At 57.0% G+C, this 17022-nt stretch carries 16 protein-coding genes and 1 pseudogene; 5 read left to right on the top strand and 12 right to left on the bottom strand.

Translation table 11 applies throughout. From position 1 onward, the window contains the following. Positions 1-36 precede the first annotated feature (36 nt). The 4 genes and pseudogenes from V0R37_RS17745 to V0R37_RS17730 all read right to left on the bottom strand — a co-directional run bounded on the left by V0R37_RS17745 (position 37) and on the right by V0R37_RS17730 (position 2738). The gene (locus V0R37_RS17745; RefSeq protein ID WP_420375879.1) at positions 37-435 is read right to left on the bottom strand and encodes an LmrA/YxaF family transcription factor; all 399 of its coding nucleotides are present in this window, start codon (positions 433-435) and stop codon (positions 37-39) included. Continuing rightward, positions 436-594, bottom strand: a pseudogene (locus V0R37_RS17740) (TetR/AcrR family transcriptional regulator); the annotation flags it as partial. It lies immediately after the preceding gene. Beyond that, positions 594-1829 (bottom strand): methylaspartate ammonia-lyase, encoded by a 1236-nt coding sequence (locus V0R37_RS17735; protein ID WP_420375783.1) that lies wholly within the window; start codon positions 1827-1829, stop codon positions 594-596. The gene V0R37_RS17735 and the pseudogene V0R37_RS17740, both read right to left, overlap by 1 nt. A gap of 201 nt (positions 1830-2030) precedes the next feature. Beyond that, positions 2031-2738 carry a GntR family transcriptional regulator gene (locus V0R37_RS17730; RefSeq protein ID WP_420375782.1) on the bottom strand — a complete coding sequence of 236 codons (708 nt, stop codon included), beginning with the start codon at positions 2736-2738 and terminating at the stop codon, positions 2031-2033. Positions 2739-2952: 214 nt separating this feature from the next. On the opposite strand from V0R37_RS17730, the gene V0R37_RS17725 reads away from it, so the two are divergent. The 4 genes from V0R37_RS17725 to V0R37_RS17710 are packed head-to-tail and all read left to right on the top strand — an operon-like array spanning position 2953 to position 7414. Next, on the top strand, positions 2953-4359 hold the full coding sequence (locus V0R37_RS17725) for an NAD(P)H-dependent oxidoreductase (RefSeq protein ID WP_420375781.1): 1407 nt from the start codon (positions 2953-2955) through the stop codon (positions 4357-4359). Between the two features lie 23 nt (positions 4360-4382). Next, positions 4383-5381, top strand: a complete 999-nt coding sequence (locus tag V0R37_RS17720; protein ID WP_420375780.1) for a Bug family tripartite tricarboxylate transporter substrate binding protein — start codon at positions 4383-4385, stop codon at positions 5379-5381. Positions 5382-5431: 50 nt separating this feature from the next. After that, entirely contained in the window at positions 5432-5911 is a 480-nt protein-coding gene (locus V0R37_RS17715; protein ID WP_420375779.1) for a tripartite tricarboxylate transporter TctB family protein, read from the top strand. Positions 5912-5920: 9 nt separating this feature from the next. Beyond that, complete coding sequence (locus V0R37_RS17710) at positions 5921-7414, top strand: tripartite tricarboxylate transporter permease (RefSeq protein WP_420375778.1); 1494 nt, start codon at positions 5921-5923, stop codon at positions 7412-7414. A 105-nt stretch (positions 7415-7519) separates the two neighbouring features. Here V0R37_RS17710 and V0R37_RS17705 read toward each other — a convergent pair whose 3' ends face one another. The 5 genes from V0R37_RS17705 to V0R37_RS17685 all read right to left on the bottom strand — a co-directional run bounded on the left by V0R37_RS17705 (position 7520) and on the right by V0R37_RS17685 (position 12443). Further along, positions 7520-8515 carry a Bug family tripartite tricarboxylate transporter substrate binding protein gene (locus tag V0R37_RS17705; protein WP_420375777.1) on the bottom strand — a complete coding sequence of 332 codons (996 nt, stop codon included), beginning with the start codon at positions 8513-8515 and terminating at the stop codon, positions 7520-7522. 12 nt (positions 8516-8527) lie between these two features. Then, the gene (locus V0R37_RS17700) at positions 8528-9526 is read right to left on the bottom strand and encodes a succinylglutamate desuccinylase/aspartoacylase family protein (RefSeq protein ID WP_420375776.1); all 999 of its coding nucleotides are present in this window, start codon (positions 9524-9526) and stop codon (positions 8528-8530) included. Positions 9527-9624: 98 nt separating this feature from the next. After that, a complete protein-coding gene (locus V0R37_RS17695) occupies positions 9625-10026 on the bottom strand; it encodes a Zn-ribbon domain-containing OB-fold protein (RefSeq protein ID WP_420375775.1) in 402 nt (133 codons plus the stop codon). 10 nt (positions 10027-10036) lie between these two features. Next, positions 10037-11197 carry a thiolase family protein gene (locus V0R37_RS17690; protein ID WP_420375774.1) on the bottom strand — a complete coding sequence of 387 codons (1161 nt, stop codon included), beginning with the start codon at positions 11195-11197 and terminating at the stop codon, positions 10037-10039. A gap of 1 nt (position 11198) precedes the next feature. Next, positions 11199-12443: a CaiB/BaiF CoA transferase family protein gene (locus V0R37_RS17685; RefSeq protein WP_420375773.1), complete on the bottom strand. Its 1245-nt coding sequence runs from the start codon at positions 12441-12443 to the stop codon at positions 11199-11201. An 89-nt stretch (positions 12444-12532) separates the two neighbouring features. Here V0R37_RS17685 and V0R37_RS17680 point away from each other — a divergent pair, with 89 nt between their 5' ends. After that, positions 12533-13312, top strand: a complete 780-nt coding sequence (locus V0R37_RS17680; RefSeq protein WP_420375772.1) for an IclR family transcriptional regulator — start codon at positions 12533-12535, stop codon at positions 13310-13312. Positions 13313-13428: 116 nt separating this feature from the next. On the opposite strand, the gene V0R37_RS17675 is transcribed toward V0R37_RS17680, so the two are convergent. From V0R37_RS17675 to V0R37_RS17665, 3 genes are read right to left on the bottom strand one after another with little or no spacing between them, the layout of a single operon-like run. After that, a complete protein-coding gene (locus V0R37_RS17675; RefSeq protein WP_420375771.1) occupies positions 13429-14178 on the bottom strand; it encodes an SDR family oxidoreductase in 750 nt (249 codons plus the stop codon). Between the two features lie 9 nt (positions 14179-14187). Then, positions 14188-15918 (bottom strand): IlvD/Edd family dehydratase, encoded by a 1731-nt coding sequence (locus V0R37_RS17670; RefSeq protein WP_420375770.1) that lies wholly within the window; start codon positions 15916-15918, stop codon positions 14188-14190. 34 nt (positions 15919-15952) lie between these two features. Further along, the gene (locus tag V0R37_RS17665) at positions 15953-16975 is read right to left on the bottom strand and encodes a 4-hydroxythreonine-4-phosphate dehydrogenase PdxA (RefSeq protein WP_420375769.1); all 1023 of its coding nucleotides are present in this window, start codon (positions 16973-16975) and stop codon (positions 15953-15955) included. Positions 16976-17022 lie beyond the last annotated feature (47 nt).

Below are 17022 nucleotides of genomic sequence, written 5' to 3'. Positions count from 1 at the left end.
ACTGATATCGTTTTTGTGTGATTTCCGCCAGCTTTCTTACTGCAATAATTGGCTTTTCAGTTGCGCCACCATTCGACGGAAAGGGCTGGGATCGCCCGTTCCTCGAGCGACCAACAGGGCTCCCTCGATTCTGAAAACCGTGTCCTCGGCCCGTTGATGGGCTTCCGTTGTGGAAAAGCCGGCTTGGATAAGGGCTTGGGCAAGGGCTTCGACCCAGTCTCCAAGTCCGCGGCGAACATGTTCTTGAAATAACGGAGCGCTGCCGCCCATTGCAAGCATCCCCAGCAGGCAGGACTCTTCGCCTTGGGAGTAATAGATATTCAAGTGCTTGATCATCTGCTCAATGCGCTTGACTGGATCTCCATCGCTTTGCAGCGGGGCAATGATCTGCTCGTGGAAGATCCGGTTGGATCTTTCCGCCACGGCAATGGCCATATCGACTTTCCCCCCGGGAAAATGATGATAAAGGCTCGCTTTACCCAATCCGGTTGCGCTGGATAGGCGCGACAAGGTCGCGGAGTCGTAGCCTTCTTCTTTGAATACCTGGGCCAAGCGGTTCAAGACTTCCGTGAGAGGGAGCAATGCCGCACCCATTAGCTTGATTCCTTTGTGCGGTTAAGCTGCGCCATGCCGCGGTTGGTTTCATTCGTCACCACCATGAGCCCCTCGTCGAACCCCAGGCCTGGACGGGTAAACATGCGCCATGCGCCAAGTGCGATCCCGACGTGCACGGTGGCTCGAACCGAAATATCGGTTTCGTTACAGCTGCCCCCTAAATAGGGCAATACATCATGTTCTTTGCAGGTTTGAATCGCCTGTATGGTGTTGACCAGAGATCCATTGTCGGGGCTCTTGATTTGAAACGCGTGCGCCGCCTTTGCTTTGGCGAACCGCAGCATTTCTCCGGGATTATTGACCCACTCATCCGCAATCAGCTTGCATTTTGGGCCTGATGCATCGAGCCGATGGCGCAGGCTTGCCATGCGTTCGCAAGCCTCACTGGCGGAGGAGCTTACGGTGGGATCTTCGAAGTAAACCTGATGGTGGCCTGCAAGCCGGACTATCTTTGACAAGTAGTCGCAAATCTTGTCTTCGTCATTGTCAAACATGCGACCCAGGGAAGAGTGGAAGTCAAAATGCAAGTCGGGCTGATACTCGCCGCCACCCAGGTTATCGATCCGTTTTATGATCCATGAAACGTATTCGGGAAGCTGTTCGCATTGCGTGCGTGTTTGTATTGCGCTTTGAGGGAACATTGCAACGCGCCGCATGATCGCCTTTTCCACATTTTGTTCCCATTGCCCGCCGCAAGACCCGGCAAACCCTGGCGCCGCATAGCGCTCCTGGATTTGATATTCGTCGATCAGGATTTGCGCCATGATGGTGTGCTTGGCCAATGCGGCCGCGGAAAGCAAGGCTTGAGACATTCCGTACGCGACGGGTGTCAGCAATTCCTTTTCAAGATCAAGATCGTCAAGCAAGGCGGCCGCTTGACGGAATCCCTTGAACTTCTTTGCGTTGTACATGGCAGCCAACGCCGCCTCTACACGAGGCAGGTTCTCGGTGCGCAGGGGTGGCGGCCTGCCTGCATAGCCGGCGTTCAGCACCGTTACGCAATCTCCGTAGGCCACGCGCCCATCGGCAAGCTCCACCATGATGCAGTAGGCGACGCTGGGCTCGCGTATCGCAGAGAATCCAGGAGTAACAGGCTTGCCTTTGAAAAAGAAACCATCGGCCTCCGCGCCTGTTTGGATGGCGGGTTGGTCATTGACCCAAAAACCGCCAATGCCGGGTACTAACGTAACTTTCCTTATCTCCAGATCTTGCATTTCAAAACCTTTATGTTGGTGGGTTCTTTGAGCCAGGCATATTGATGCTTCTCGGCAGTGTTATACCGAACGATCGGTACAATACTATTGATTCAAAAGAATGGCATATCGGTGAAAACCCGATATGCCCTGTCGAATATTGCTTCGTCGGCCTTGGAGGCTATTGAGGGAAAAGCCTGGGCTAAAGAGGAATCGCTTGCGTCATTCCAGCTCGGACCGCAGCAGCTCGCGCGTTACCGCCCATCCGTTCGTATGATGGGCGCGCAGCAGTTCGCGCAACAGCAAGCCATCGCGCTGTGTCAGCGCCGCCAGGATCTGTTCATGTTCGCGGGTTGCGCTGTGCCATCTGGTGTGCTCAAGATTGCCGGCGTAGCGATAGCGCCTGATGTGCAGGCATTCCGCTTTGTATATCCTTGACAGGGCCGGGTTGTGGGCGCCGTCCACGATAAGCTGATGGATTCTTTGATTCGTTTCAAAGTACAGCATCAGGTTCTGGTTTTCAAATGAGCCGATCATTTCTTGATGGAGCCGGCTTATCTCGGCAATTTCCGCATCGGTGATTCGGCTGCAGCTGAGCATGGCGGCAATGCCTTCCAGTCCGATCAGGACTTCTATTTCGGCATCGATGTGATCGATGCTCAGCTTGGTGACGAAGGCGCCGCGATTGGGTCTGAGCTGAATCAGTCCTTCGGACTCCAGTATTTTCAGCGCCTCGCGCACGGGCGTGCGCGAGAGGTCTTGCTGCCCCTCCAGAATCGATCTTTCCGAAATCCTCTGTCCCGGCTTCAATTCGCCGGTGACGATCAGGTCGCGCAGGCGATTGACGGCCATCGCGGTCAAGGAGCCCCGGGATCGGCCCTGGGATTCAGCCGCATCCGCGCCGAGGGCGGCTTCCATGTCAAATTGCATGCAAATCTCCGACTAACAACTGAAATTAGGGGAAAACCATAAGGAATTTATGGATTATTGCATGCAATAATCCATAAAAACTAGGCCTGCCGCCACGGCTTTTTTTGGCGAGACGGGCTTTCACATGGTTTTCTTTTTATGCGCCGGCTCCTTCTTCGCCGCCTGGGCATATTAACCGCGGCATCGATGCAGCTTTTTAATAAGTCAATAATCCATGAATTTCCACAAGTATTTTTCCAGCGTTACGCGGCCCGTGCAAAGTTGCGTCGTGGGCAGCGGCGGGTTCGGCCGAAGTTTTTTGGCGCAGAGCATGCGGGTGCCGTTGATGCAGTGCCGGGTGGCGGTGGACCTGGATGCCGCCATTGTCGTGCAGGCGATGCGCGACGTGGGTGTGCCGGCGGATCAAATCAAGATTTGCGAAACGCAGCAGTCCGCGCAATCGGCCTGGGAGGGCGGCTATTACATTGCATCATCCAGTCTGGCGAACGTGGCGGGCTTGCCTTTGGATATCGTTCTGGAAGCCACCGGCAACCCGGAGGCGGGCGCCATGCATGCCAAGATCGCCTTGGATGCGGGGCTGCATCTGGCCATGGTATCGAAAGAGGCGGACAGCGTAATCGGCCCGGGACTGGCTCATCTTGGACGCAGCCGCGGCCGCGTTGTCACGCCGGTTGACGGCGATCAGCCCAGCTTGCTGATCGGCCTGATTACCTGGGCGGAAAGCCTGGGTTTCGAGATTGTCTGCGCGGGCAAGGCCAGCGAATACGATTTTGTATTCGACCCGGCCTCCGGCAAGCTGACCAGCAACGGGGTGACGATAGCCGCGCCCGAGCTCGAAGCCTATTGGACGATGGAGCCCGGCCGCGCACAGGCTGTCGTTGCGGCGCGGTCCAGAATCGCCGGCGAACTTCCCCAGCGCACGGTGCCTGATTTTTGCGAAATGCTGGTGGCGGCGAACTCTACCGGATTCGGTCCGGATTTGCCCGACATGCATGCGCCGATACTGCGCACGGCGGAAGTGCCCGAAGCCCTGCGCCTGCGCGCCGAAGGGGGCCTGTTGCAGCAGGATGGCGTGCTCGAGGTTTTCCATTGCCTTAGGAAATCCGACGAAATCAGCTTCGCGGGCGGCGTGTTCGTGGTGGTTCGCTGCCATGACGAGCCCAGCTGGGAACTGTTGGCGGGCAAGGGGCATGTTGTCAGCGCCGACCGCAAGACGGCTTTGATCTTCCTGTCCCGGCACCTGCTGGGATTGGAGGCCGCCACCAGCATTATCGAAGCGGCGGGGCTGGGCGTATCAAGCGGGGCGGTCGAGCCCCGGCCTGTACTGGACCTGGTGGCCCGCACTACCAGGGACTTTGCCGCCGGAACGGTGCTGACCATGGGCGGACATCATCATTCCATCGACGACGTAACCCCCATGCTGGTAAAAGCCGCGGCGCTGGGCAGCCGCACGCCAGTGCCGTTCTACTTGATGGCGAATCAAAGGCTGTGCCGGGACGTGAAAAGCGGGGAAGTCATTTGCTACGGCGACGTGGAAATCGAAAGCGCATCCACGCTGCTTGAAATGCGCAAGTATCAGGATTCGGTGTTTTTTGGCCAGTCCGAAGACAGCAGCTCTTAATCAAACGCAAGGAGACAAAGACCATGAATCATAAGAAATTCGCCGTGGCCATAGCCGTGGCAGCCAGTCTGACCAGTTCCGCGGCCTTTGCCGCCTGGGAGCCCACCAAACCGCTGGAGTTCATCGCCACGGCGGGTCCTGGCGGCGGCACCGATCAGTTCGCCCGGGTGGTTCAGGCCATCGTGCAAAAATACAAGCTGACCTCGTCCAGCGTTATCGTTTCGAATAAAGGCGGTGGCGGCGGGACCGAAGCGTTTGTGTTTGCCGAAGGCCATAAAGGGGACGCCAACAAGCTTATTTTTTCCACCAACCTGGCATGGCTGATGCCCATGATCACGAATGTGGGCTACAAGATCGAGGACATGACGCCGGTGGCCACGATGGCCGCGGATGAGTTCGTCTTGTGGACGGGCGCATCCTCGCCATACAAGACCGCGCAAGACCTGATCGCCGACGCGAAAGCGAAAAACGGCGCTCTGAAGATGGGCGGCGGGCAGTCCAAGGACACCGATCACATCCTTACCCGCAAAATCGAAAAAGCCATGAACGTCAACATGACTTATGTGCCGTTCAAATCCGGCGGCCAGGCCGCTGTTCAACTGGCCGGCGGCCATCTGGATGGCAACACCAATAACCCGGGTGAAAACATTTCGTACTGGAAGGCCGGCAAGGTTCGCCCTTTGTGCATTTTCTCGGCCCAGCGTTTTGCCGCGACCGGCAAAGTCACGGCTGACAAGGCCTGGTCCGATATCCCCACTTGCAAGGAAAGCGGTATTCCCATCGACCAGTTCAATATGCCGCGCACCGTATGGCTGCCGGGCGGCGTCACGCCCGAGCAGGTCGAGTTCTATGTGAACCTGCTCAAGCAGGTGTCTGAAAAGCCTGAATGGAAGGAATGGGTTGCGCGCGGCGTGCAATCGGAATTCTTCCTGACCGGCGACAAGCTGGACGACTACATCAAGAAGGACTCGGCCGATCACTACAAGCTGTTTGCCGACGACGGCTGGTTGGCGAAGAAGTAAATTTGAATCCGGCCGGCCCATAGGGGTCGGCCTGTCGATAGCGGAAAAACATGTCACTTATTGATCGACGGACGATGGAGCTGGCCGCGGCGGCCGCGATCGGCGCTTTTGGCGGCCTGGTGGTCGCCGGAAGCCTGCAGCTAACGACGGGCTGGTCGCCCGAAACCGGACCGCAGTCGGGCTATATGCCTTTGCGGCTGGGCATCATGCTTTGCGTTGTCAGCATCCTGCTTTTTCTGGGCAGCTTGCGCAGCCCTGATCGCAGCGGCTTCGTCAGCAAGCAACAATTAAAACTTACCCTGGCCATCTTCATCCCCACGGTTCTCCTGGTTGCATCCATGCCGTTTCTAGGCAGCTATACCGGTTCTTTGCTTTATCTGATTTATATGCTGAAAGTGCATGGCCACGCCAGTTGGCTCAAGACGCTGCTGATTCCAGCCTGCGTCGTTGTCGCCTTCTATCTTGTTTTCGAGCTTTGGTTCCAGGTCGAACTGGTCAAAGGGCCCGTCGAGTCCTTGCTGGGTATATAGGGAATTCCGATGACCGATCTTAATTTGCTGTGGTCCGGGTTTGAAACGGTGCTTACCGTGCACCATATTGCCATCATGGTGGGCGGCGTGCTGCTGGGCATTCTGGTGGGTGTGCTGCCTGGCCTGGGAGCGCCCAACGGGGTTACCTTGTTGTTGCCGCTTACCTTTGCCATGGATCCGGTCAGCGCCATTATCTTGCTGTCCTCATTGTATTGGGGCGCCTTGTTCGGGGGCTCGACCACGTCCATTCTGTTCAATATCCCCGGGGAACCGTCTTCGGTCGCCACCACCTTCGACGGCCATCCCATGGCCAAGAGCGGGCGGGCCGAGCAAGCTCTGGCAACGGCTTTCCTGTCGGCCGGCTTTGGCGCGTTCGCCGGAGTGGTCGTGGTTACGCTGATCGCCAACCTGGTGGCCGATTTCGCGCTTCAATTCAGTCCGGCGGAATTCTTCGGCGTCTTCATGCTGACTTTCTGCAGCTTTGTCGGCATGAGCGGCGGCAACCCCTTGAAAACGGTTGCCTCGCTGTTGATTGGATTGATATTGACCGCTATTGGCATGGATACGGTGTCGGGGGAGATGCGGCTTACCTATGGCTCCGACTCGCTGGCCAACGGCGTTTCGTATCTGGCGGCGGTCATCGGGCTTTTCGGCATTGGCGAGCTGCTGGTTACGGTGGAAGAGGGGCTGGAATTCAACGGCCTGAAAGCCAAAATGAATTTCCGGGTCATCTGGCGCACCTTCCTTTCCATGCCGCGCCACGCGGTCGTGCTGGTCCGGTCGACGCTGATAGGATGCTGGATGGGGATCACTCCGGGCGGGCCGACGGCGGCATCGTTCATGTCTTATGGGATCGCGCGGCGTTTTTCCCGCAACAGCGATCGCTTCGGAAAAGGCGAGCCCGAAGGTGTGATCGCCCCGGAGGCGGCCGACCATTCCGCCGGGGTGTCGGCCTTACTGCCCATGCTGGCATTGGGCATTCCCGGATCGGCCACCGCGGCGGTCATGATGGGCGGACTGATGATCTGGGGGCTGCAGCCCGGACCTATGCTGTTCATAGAGCAATCCGATTTCGTCTGGGGCCTGATCGCTTCCATGTATGTGGCCAATGTGGTGGCGGTCGTGCTGGTCCTGACGACGATTCCGTTTTTCTCGTCGATTCTTAAGGCGCCGTTTTCCATTATCGGCCCCATCATCATCGTGGTGTGCCTGATCGGCGCCTACACCATCGGCAATAGAATGTTCGACGTCTATCTGGCGATGATTTTCGGCGTCGTGGGCTATGTGTTCAAGAAGCTGGACTACCCGATAGCGCCCCTGATCCTGGCCATGGTCCTGGGCGACAAGACCGAAGACGCCTTCCGGCAGTCCCTGTTGATGTCCCAGGGTTCGTTTTCGATCTTCTTCGATAACTGGCTGGTCACGACCCTGATGATACTGTCCGCCTTGCTGGCATGCTGGGGGCTGTTGCCGAAGCTTAGATTCTGGCGGGGAAGGGTCTAGCGGAAAGGCTGAGATAAGTTCTCGGCTCCATCCATTATGTTTACGGTAAGCGCCACAACGAGCTGTCTTGAGGGCTTGATGAACGCTGCGACGCATTACCGATGATCAATTTTTGTCTATATCGGCCTTTTTTATGATCATGTTCCAGCGTTCCAGTTCGGCTGCCGTAAACTTTCCAAGCTGATCAGTATTCATATAAGTGGCTTCGGCCCCAAGGGCGGAAGCCCTCTCTTGGAATGCCGGGTTAGCAATAATCTTTCTGACCTCCTCCGATATCTTTTGAGCAGCCTTTGGCGGCGACTTGGCACTCATATACAAGGCGAACCAGCTCGAGGTGCCGAAGTTGCTCAAACCCAATTCTTTGCTGGTTGGGACTTCGGGGAATACCTTCTGTCGGGATTCAGAGGTAAAGAGCAATGGGCGCAGACCACCGTTTTTGATATGTGCTACCAGTGGTGGCATGGAAACCAACACCAGGTCAATTTGGCCTCCAAGCATATCGACCACAATTGGACCGGTACCCTTATAGGGTATATGGGTCATTCTGATGCCAGTGATACTCTGGAGTAGCTCCATGCCAACGTGTGCGACCGAGCCTGGCCCGGCCGAGCCATAATTCAGCTTGCCTGGGTTGGCCTTTGCGTAATCCAACAAATCCTGGAATGTCTTTATCTCCTGGAAGGATGAGCGAATGGCTAGAACCTCGGGCGCCTTGTACACCATGGCAACTGGCTGGAAGTCTTTCAGCGGGTCATAGGAAAGCGAAGTCAGATTGGGTGCAATCACATGAAAGCCGGAGAACGCCATATATAAGGTGTAACCGTCAGGCTTGCTTTTCAATGCATACTGGGCACCTACGATGCCGTGAGCGCCGCCCTTGTTTTCGACAACGATTGATTGACCCAGAGCTTTACCCAGGTCGTCAGCCAGCGCCCGTGCGGCGAGGTCGGTTGTTCCACCGGGTGGCGCCGGTACTACGATAGTTACTGGTCGATTTGGGAAGCTCTCGGAAGCCACGGAATTTTCTAGCATGATGAACGGCAACAGCCCGAAAGCCACCAGCGGAAATAGAGTACGAATCTTGGAATTGAAAGCTTTCATTTACACCTCCCATTATATGGATTCAATAAGTACTGCCAGGGCGCTACCGGCATGTGTCCTGCCATAAGAGCGATGAGACCAAACCCATCCGTCGCTATCGAAGCGAAGAATGATTGGGTCGAGCTCAGGCTGCAGCAGTTGGTGCAGCCTTCCCGCAATCTCTCCCTTTGAAACACGGTCCATTAACTTGAAAGCAGGCTCGAAATACCCATTGCCGGGGCTGAGGACGTAGCTGTCGTGGCCCAGGATCCGTGTCATGCGACTGGCTTGAGGGGGTAAAATGGAATTGTTCGGTAATACTCCCAACATGCTTAGAACTCGAGCTACGCCGTCCCGAGCAAGCTTGACGCCATCCGGCGAAATCCAGCCTGATATTCCCAGCTCGGCCGATATTCCCGGAATTCCAAATTTACCGGCTGATGCAACTGGGGTGCGACCCTGTCCGATATACGAAGCCACCACGGTTGTTGGCGCCCCAAACGCTCGGGCCATTTCTTCGCTTTTTCGGTTGATCGCAGGATCGCCTTCGGTATCTGGAAAGAGCAGAGTGCTGTGTTCGATAATTAATGAGCAGCCGCCCGCATGTAGATCCATGTAATAGTCTGCAAGGGGAAAGAGAATGTCATGAATGTATGCGGTGATTTGTTCGGTCGTTGAGCCATTGTGACGCCCAGGAAATTCCCTGGCCATGTTGCGTTGGTCGATAGGCGAAGTACGTGCGCCTGCTGACACGGCCGGTGCGTTGGCACAAGGTAAAATGATCAAGCGCCCATTCATCTTGTCGGGTTGTATATCCCGTATGAGATCTCCCAGAACCACCGGCCCCTCGTATTCATCTCCATGGATGCCTCCGGTGATCAGCACGGTCGGGCCATCCCCATTTCCTATGATCGCAATCGGTATTGGTATGAAGCCGTAGGCATCATCGTTTGGGGAATACGGCAAGTTCACTGTGCCGATTTGCTTTCCCGGCTTTTCAAAATCTAATGTGGTCCATAAGGTGGTTTGCATAGTGTTCCTTTTTTATGGTCATGAGGCTCAAGCGGGCTGTGGAATAGCGAACCGGCGCATGGGATGGATTGGAAAGCGCCTGGTCTTGAACTGCTAGGTCATATCAATTCGAATACAGCTATTTTCTGTTTAGACCCATGCAGTAGAAACGAGACTCGAACCAGATGTCCTATGAGTGAGCCGCAATTGGTTTCAGCGCGGGATATCTGGGCATATATGCAGGGCCCTTCATTTAGCTCTACGGCTGCAAATACATATGGTGCGTCGGCATTGAATCCCTCGTGGTGAGTACGAAATACTGTTGTGTGCGCAACGATCTTGCCAAGCCCACTTGTTTGTTTCCAGGTTAATGCGTCCTCATGGCAGAAGGGACAACAGACCCGGGGATAAAAGACATACTTCTTGCAGCTGCTACACTGTTGCACATTCAACTGGCCGTTATTGCAGCCATCCCAAAATGGCCGGTTCAAGGGCGTAATGAGTGGTTGTGGTTTCTGCACTGGGATCCCCTTAATCAGCACGTTCCAAAATAGCCGCGCTTGAGCTCAGCCCTCGGCCATAGGCCACCATGCCGTAACCGGACACGATGCCGCGTTTGCAAGGTATTTGTCGCCGGCCCGCCTCGCCCAGCAATTGAGCAACAGCTTCATAGACACCTATCATGCCCCCGCTCGCACCTGCTTGGCCGGCCGATAACTGGCCACCGCCCGTGTTGATGGGAAAGGCCCCCTGGGTCGTAATGTCGGTCTGGCGCAAGAACTCGGCGGCCCGACCGGAAGGACATAGGCCCAGCCCCTCAAGCTGGACGAATGCCATGACGGGGTAATCGTCATACAACTGAGCAAAGTCCATTTGTGCGGGCACAAAGCCGGCATTGTCATAGAGCCGATCCGCCAGCCTTTGCCAGCCGCCGGGCACCTGATAAATATCGTTGGCGGGATAGTTGTGTATTTCCTCTGCAGCGAGAATGCGTACCGATGGCCTGTTTAGCCGTGCAGCCGTTTTCTCGGATGCGAGCACGATGGCGTCGCCTCCGATACAAGGCATGACGCAGTCAAACAGACATAAGGGCGATGCAATCGGCTTTGCACTTAGGTAAGCAGCCATGGTCAACGGCTGCTTGAATAATGCATTTGAATTGAGCAATCCATTTTCTCGTAGTGCTATGCAGAATTTCCCAAAGTCCTCGCGTCTGGCACCGTGACGTTCCATATATAGCTGCGTGTGCAGGGCAAACATTCCGTTCGCACCCGCAAAGCCTTGTGGCGACATCCACTCTTTGACTGATCCGTTGAAATGGTCAAGCGTCTTGTTATGGGCGGCTACATCGAATGAGTCGGCAGCCACCACCAACGCGACGTCACATGCGCCATCCCGGATGGCACGCGCGGCATGAGACATGCCGATAATGCCGCTGGCCCCGCCATAGACCCCTTGAAACATAAAACGTGTTTCAAGTCCGAAATGTTCCGCGACCGTTGGTACATTGTCCGGCGGCAATCCAAAGCAGGTTACAGCTAGGCCGTCAACGGCCCTCCATGGCAATCCTGCGCTTGTTAGCGCAGCCGTCCCGGCCTCATACATTAATCGCTGTAGGCTTCGATCTGACTTTTTTGCATAGGCTGCTTGCCCTGCTCCTACGATGCGCACACCCTCAAACATTCCAATCATGTCAAATGACTCCCTCGGCGATCAGTGAGGCGAACTGTTGGTCGCTGAGTCCGAGCATGTCCATATAGATCTCTCGGTTATCCGCACCTAGACTATTTCCTGAATGGCGTATCTCTCCCGGGCTATCACAAAAGCGGGGGACGACACTCTGCATGCGTACCTCGCCGAAATCCGCGTCGGGCACTGTTACGATGTTTTGACGAGCTTGATAGTGTGGATCTTTGAAGATGTCTCGGATGTCATAAACCGGACCTGCGACGACTCCTAATTGCTCGAATAGCGCCATAGTTTGGGCAAGGTCACGCTCATGAAACCATCCAGCCAATACTTCATCTAGAGCAGCGGCATGCTCGCAGCGGAGAGCATTGTTGACAAAGCGCGGATCCGTAATCAGTTCAGGCATTTCAATCGCTAACGCAAGCCGTTCATATGTTTTCTGTGAGCTTGCGGAAATCCCTATCCACCGGCCGTCACGAGTTTGATAGGTGTTACGGGGTGAGTCTTCTGCCAGACGATTGCCTAGGCGCTCTTTTACGATGCCCAACTGATCGAAACCGATAACTTGAGACTCGACCAGACGGAAGAGGGGTTCGTACAGACTGACATCGATCTCCTGGCCGCGCCCATTGTCGTTATCGCGCTTGTAGATTGCGAACATGGCTGACATGGCTGCAAAGGTTGACGCCACTGAGTCCGCCATCGGGAATCCGGGCAGCGTGGGGGGGCGATCCGATGCGCCAGTGAACGAAGGAATGCCTGAGAACGCTTCGGCGATAGTTCCGTATCCGCCACGCTCCGAATAGGGTCCGGTTTGCCCGAATCCAGAGATGCGCACCATCACGAGTCTCGGATTTATTTTGCAAAGCGTGTCGTAACCCAGACCCCAGCGCTCAAATGTGCCAGGCCGATAATTTTCAATAAGAATATCGGCCTGTTGTACCAATTCCATAAACAGCTCTTGCCCGCGCGGTTTGGATAGCGTTAACGTAATCAGCCGCTTGTTGCGCGCAATGACTTTCCACCAAAGCGATTTTCCCTCTTTCATGGGAGTCCAATGGCGCATGGAGTCCCCTTCGCCTGGCATCTCAAGCTTGATGACATCCGCACCAAAATCGGCCAGTTGTGTTGCCGCAAGGGGGCCGGCGATCATGTTTCCGGCGTCGATTACACGTAAACCCGCAAGAGGGCCTTTGTGCTTTAAGCCGAAGACAGTCTGGTGCTGCGTAGAATGGATACAGTTTTGCATGAAGAGCATTTTCCAAAACGTTTTTGTGTTAGACTTCCGAAAATTGGAAGTTTTAATTCCACTATTTATTAATCGTAATGGCCACTGAAATGGATAACAATACGGGTAAACCCCTTGAAGACAAGCCTCTAGACCGCTTCTTGAACGTTATGGATGCGGTCGCATCTGCCGGCCAACCGATTACCATGACGGATGTTGCGGTGATCTGTGGATTGCCTGTACCGACTGTGCATCGCCTAGTCGCCCAGCTTGAGGAACGGCGGTTACTGAAGCGATTTCCGGGGTCAAAGAAGTTGGTGGTCGGCTTATCTTTGGTGCAATTGGGCTCTGCTGCGGTTCATTCCGCCCTGCGCGCCGATCAGCCTCATCAGATCTTGGCTGCCTTGGCGAGTGCGATTGGAGAGCATTGCCAGATCGGTCAGCGTGTTGATCATGACGTGGTTTATGTGGATGCGGCTTCTTCCAGTCGTTCACAAGGCTTGCGCTTCGAACCAGGGCGCCGTTCGCCAATGCATTGCTCCTCAATCGGGAAACTATTCCTTGCGGAGATGAGCGATAGCCAATTTGAGCAATGGCTGAAGCACGCCAAGCTCAACCGGGAAACATCGGCCACTATTACATCGCCTAAACAGTTGCGGGTATGTATTGAGCAAGTGCGGGATGAGCAATGGGCCACCAGCAACGAGGAAGTAGTCACCGGAGTCGTAGGTTGCGCGGTGCCTATTCACGACCAGCAAGGGCGATTGATTGCTGGCCTCGGAATCGCGGCGCCCAGCGCTCGCGTGACTTTCAGTCAATTAATGCAGTTTAAAAGTCCGATGCAACAGGCATCAATCGAGATCGCACAGGCGCTTATAAGCGCCGCGTAATATCCCGTGACGGCCAGTGCTTGTTCTAGCTGACGCAGTTTGGATGTCCATGGCGGAATAAATAAAATAAAAGAAAGCCGGCGATCTTGCGGCTTTGAAAATCCAAACTGAGCGCGTCAGCCGCGCCCGATATAAGGCATCTTGGTGGCCATCACGGTCATGAACTGTACATTGGCGTCCAGCGGAAGGCTGGCCATGTAGACCACGGCGCGTGCGACGTGCTCCGTGTCCATGACCGGTTCCGGCCGGATGGAGCCATCGGCTTGCAGCACACCCTTGGATATCGCATCCGTCATGTCGCTGGCGGCATTGCCGATGTCGATCTGGCCGCAGGCTATGTCGTATTGGCGGCCATCCAGCGATGTGGCCTTGGTCAGGCCGGTGATGGCGTGCTTGGTGACGGTGTACGACACGGCGTGAGGGCGCGGGGCGTGCGCCGAGACCGAGCCGTTGTTGATGATGCGGCCGCCGCGCGGTTGCTGTTCCTTCATCAGCCGGAAGGCGCCTTGCGTACACAGGAAGGCGCCCGACAGATTGATATCCACGGCGGCCTGCCATTGTTCGTGGCCCAGATCTTCCAGCGACATGGCCGGTGCGAAGATGCCGGCGTTATTGAACAGCAGGTCCAGGCGGCCGAAGCTTTCCTTTATCTGCCTGAATAGCTGATCGACGGCAGCCGGATCGCCGATGTCGGTGGGCACGACCAGTGTGCGCACGCCATAGTTCCGGCTTTCTTGCGCGGTGGCCTCAAGGGGTTCGGGGCGGCGCCCGGCCAGGGCTAGGGAGTAGCCTTCGCGCATCAGCGCCAGCGAGATGCATTTTCCCACCCCCGAGCCCGCGCCGGTAACAAGAGCAAATTTTTCCATTTTCAAAACCTAGTGATTGTCGCGAGGGACTTTGGCGCCGCTTTTGCCGACCAGGAAGTCGAAATCGACGCCTTCATGCGCTTGCAGCACATGGTCGACATAGAGCTTTACGTAACCTCGATCGGTATGGATGGCGGGGGGCTGCCACTGTTCGCGCCGTGCCTGCAGTTCGGCGTCGTCCACGTGCAGGTGCAGGCTCCTGTCGGCCACATCCAGCGTGATCAGGTCGCCGTTTTGCACCAGCGCCAGCGGGCCGCCGATGGCGGCTTCGGGCGAGGTATGCAGCACCACGGTGCCGTAGGCCGTCCCGGACATGCGCGCATCGGAGATGCGGATGATGTCGTTGATGCCTTTCTTGAGCAGCTTGGGCGGCAAGGGCATGTTGCCCACTTCGGCCATGCCGGGGTAGCCCTTGGGACCGCAGTACTTCAGAACCATGACGCAGTTCTCGTCGATGTCCAGTTCGTCGTCGTTGATGCGTGCGTGCAGGTCTTCGATGGATTCGAACACCACGGCCCGGCCGGTGTGCTTGAGCAGATGCGGCGAGGCGGCCGACGGCTTGATGATGGCGCCGTTGGGCGCCAGATTGCCGCGCAGCACGGCGATGCCGGCATCGGCCTTGAACGGTTCTTCGAAGGAGTGGATGACCTCGGGCCGCCAGCAGGGCGCTTCGGCCACGTTATCGCCCAGCGTGCGGCCGTTCACGGTCAGCGCGGACAAATGCAGCAGGCCTTGTTCACCCAATTGGCGCAGTATGACGGGCAGGCCGCCCGCTTCGAAGAAGTCTTCCATCAGGTAGCGGCCCGACGGCATCAGATCCAGCAGGCAATGGACGCTGCGGCCCAGCTTGTCCCAGTCCTCAAGGCTCAGGTCGACGCCGACGCGGCGCGCCAGGGCGATAAGGTGCACGACGGCATTGGTGGAACCGCCGATGGCGGCATTGGTCCGGATGGCGTTTTCGAACGCTTCGCGTGTCAGTATCTGCGACATGCGGACGTCGTCATGGACCAATTGCACGATGCGGCGACCGGCTTCGCGCGCCATCACATGGCGCCGGGCGTCGACGGCGGGAATCGCCGCATTGCCCGGCATGCCCATGCCCAGGGCCTCGACCATGCAAGCCATGGTGGAAGCGGTTCCCATGGTCATGCAATGGCCGTGGGAACGGTGCATCGAGGCTTCCGCTTCGTGGAATTGCTTCAGTGTGATGGCGCCGGCGCGCAGCTGTTCGCTCATCGAGATGGTATTGGTGCCGGATCCGACCGCCTTGCCTTCATAGTAGCCCCGCAGCATGGGGCCGCCCGATACGCCGACGGTGGGCAGATCGACACTGGCCGCGCCCATCAGCAGGGAAGGCGTGGTCTTGTCGCAGCCCATCAGCAGGACGACGCCGTCCAGCGGGTTGGCGCGCACGGCCTCCTCGACGTCCATGGAAGCCAGGTTGCGATACAGCATGGCGGTGGGACGCATCATGGTTTCGCCCAGCGACAGCACGGGAAACTCCAGGGGGAATCCGCCCGCGTCCAGCACGCCGCGCCGCACATGTTCGGCCAGCTCGCGGAAATGCGAATTGCATGGGGTCAGTTCGGACCAGGTATTGCAGATGCCGATGACGGGGCGGCCATCGAACTGGTCTTGAGGAATGCCGCTGTTCTTTAACCACGAGCGGTAATAAAAGCCCATTTTGTCCTGGCGGTCGAACCAGGCCTGGCTGCGTAGTTTCTTGCGATTGGTCGTCATGTGCTTAATTCTTATGGAATGGAGTACGGGTGTTTTATGCGCTGGCGGTATTGGTTTGGAGGCTGCCCGACATGCGGACGCACAGATCGAAGGCTTGCTGCAATCCTTCGATATTGGCGATGCCCTTGCCGGCGATGTCGAAGGCGCTGCCGCTGGCCGAGGTCACCACCGGCACGGGCAGGCCGCCATGCAGGGTCACGCCATGGTCGAAGCCGATCAGCTTCATGGCGATCTGGCCCTGGTCGTGGTACATGGACACGATGGCATCGAAGTCGCCGCGGCGCGCGGCAATGAAGATGGTGTCCGGCGAATAGGGGCCGCGCGCGTCCATGCCCATGGATTGCGCCTTCTTCACGGCCGGCTCGATGATTTCGATTTCCTCCATGCCGATGGAGCCGCCGTCGCCGGCATGCGGATTCAGGCCCGAGACGGCGATGCGCGGCTTTGCGATTCCGGACTGGCGCAGTGCCGCGTCGATGATCTTTACCGCGTCGCAAATGCCTTCCTGAGTGATCAGGTCGGCCACTTCCCGTATGGGCACGTGGGAAGTCACCCGGGATGTCCACAAGTGCCCGGTTATGTTGAATTCGCAGACGAAGCCCGGCACCTGCAGGCTTTTCTGGATGTGGCGCAGCTCGTCTTCTTCGGTCAGGCCGCCCAGGCGCAGCGAGTGCTTGTTCAGCGGCGCGAAAATGATGCCGTCGCATAAGCCGCGCTTGACCGCTTCCAGGGCGGTTTCCAGCGCCTGGAAAGAAGCGCGGCCCGCTTCCAGCGTGCATTCGCCCAAAGGAGGCGATTTGCCATCCAGCCAGTTTTCCTCCAGCACGGTCACGCGGCCCGGCTCGTAGCGTATGTCGTCCAGGCTCTTGATGGCCAGGGTGGGCAGTTCGATTCCCGTCAGACGTTGCGCGTCGGCCAGCACGACAGGGTCGGCGATCAACAGCAGGTTGGCGGCGTTGCGGTTTTGCTCGCGCCCCAGCAGTTTGACAGCCATTTCGGGGCCGACACCGGCGGGGTCGCCCAGCAGGACTGCAAGGCGGGGACGCTTCGTATTCATAGTGATTCCTTTGGATTGATAACAATAGGCAAGGCCGCGGACGACCT

The sequence above is a fragment of the Pollutimonas rozaliensis genome (assembly GCF_048751585.1).
Classification (GTDB): Bacteria; Pseudomonadota; Gammaproteobacteria; order Burkholderiales; family Burkholderiaceae_B.
This window is presented reverse-complemented; position numbering and strand designations above follow the sequence as displayed.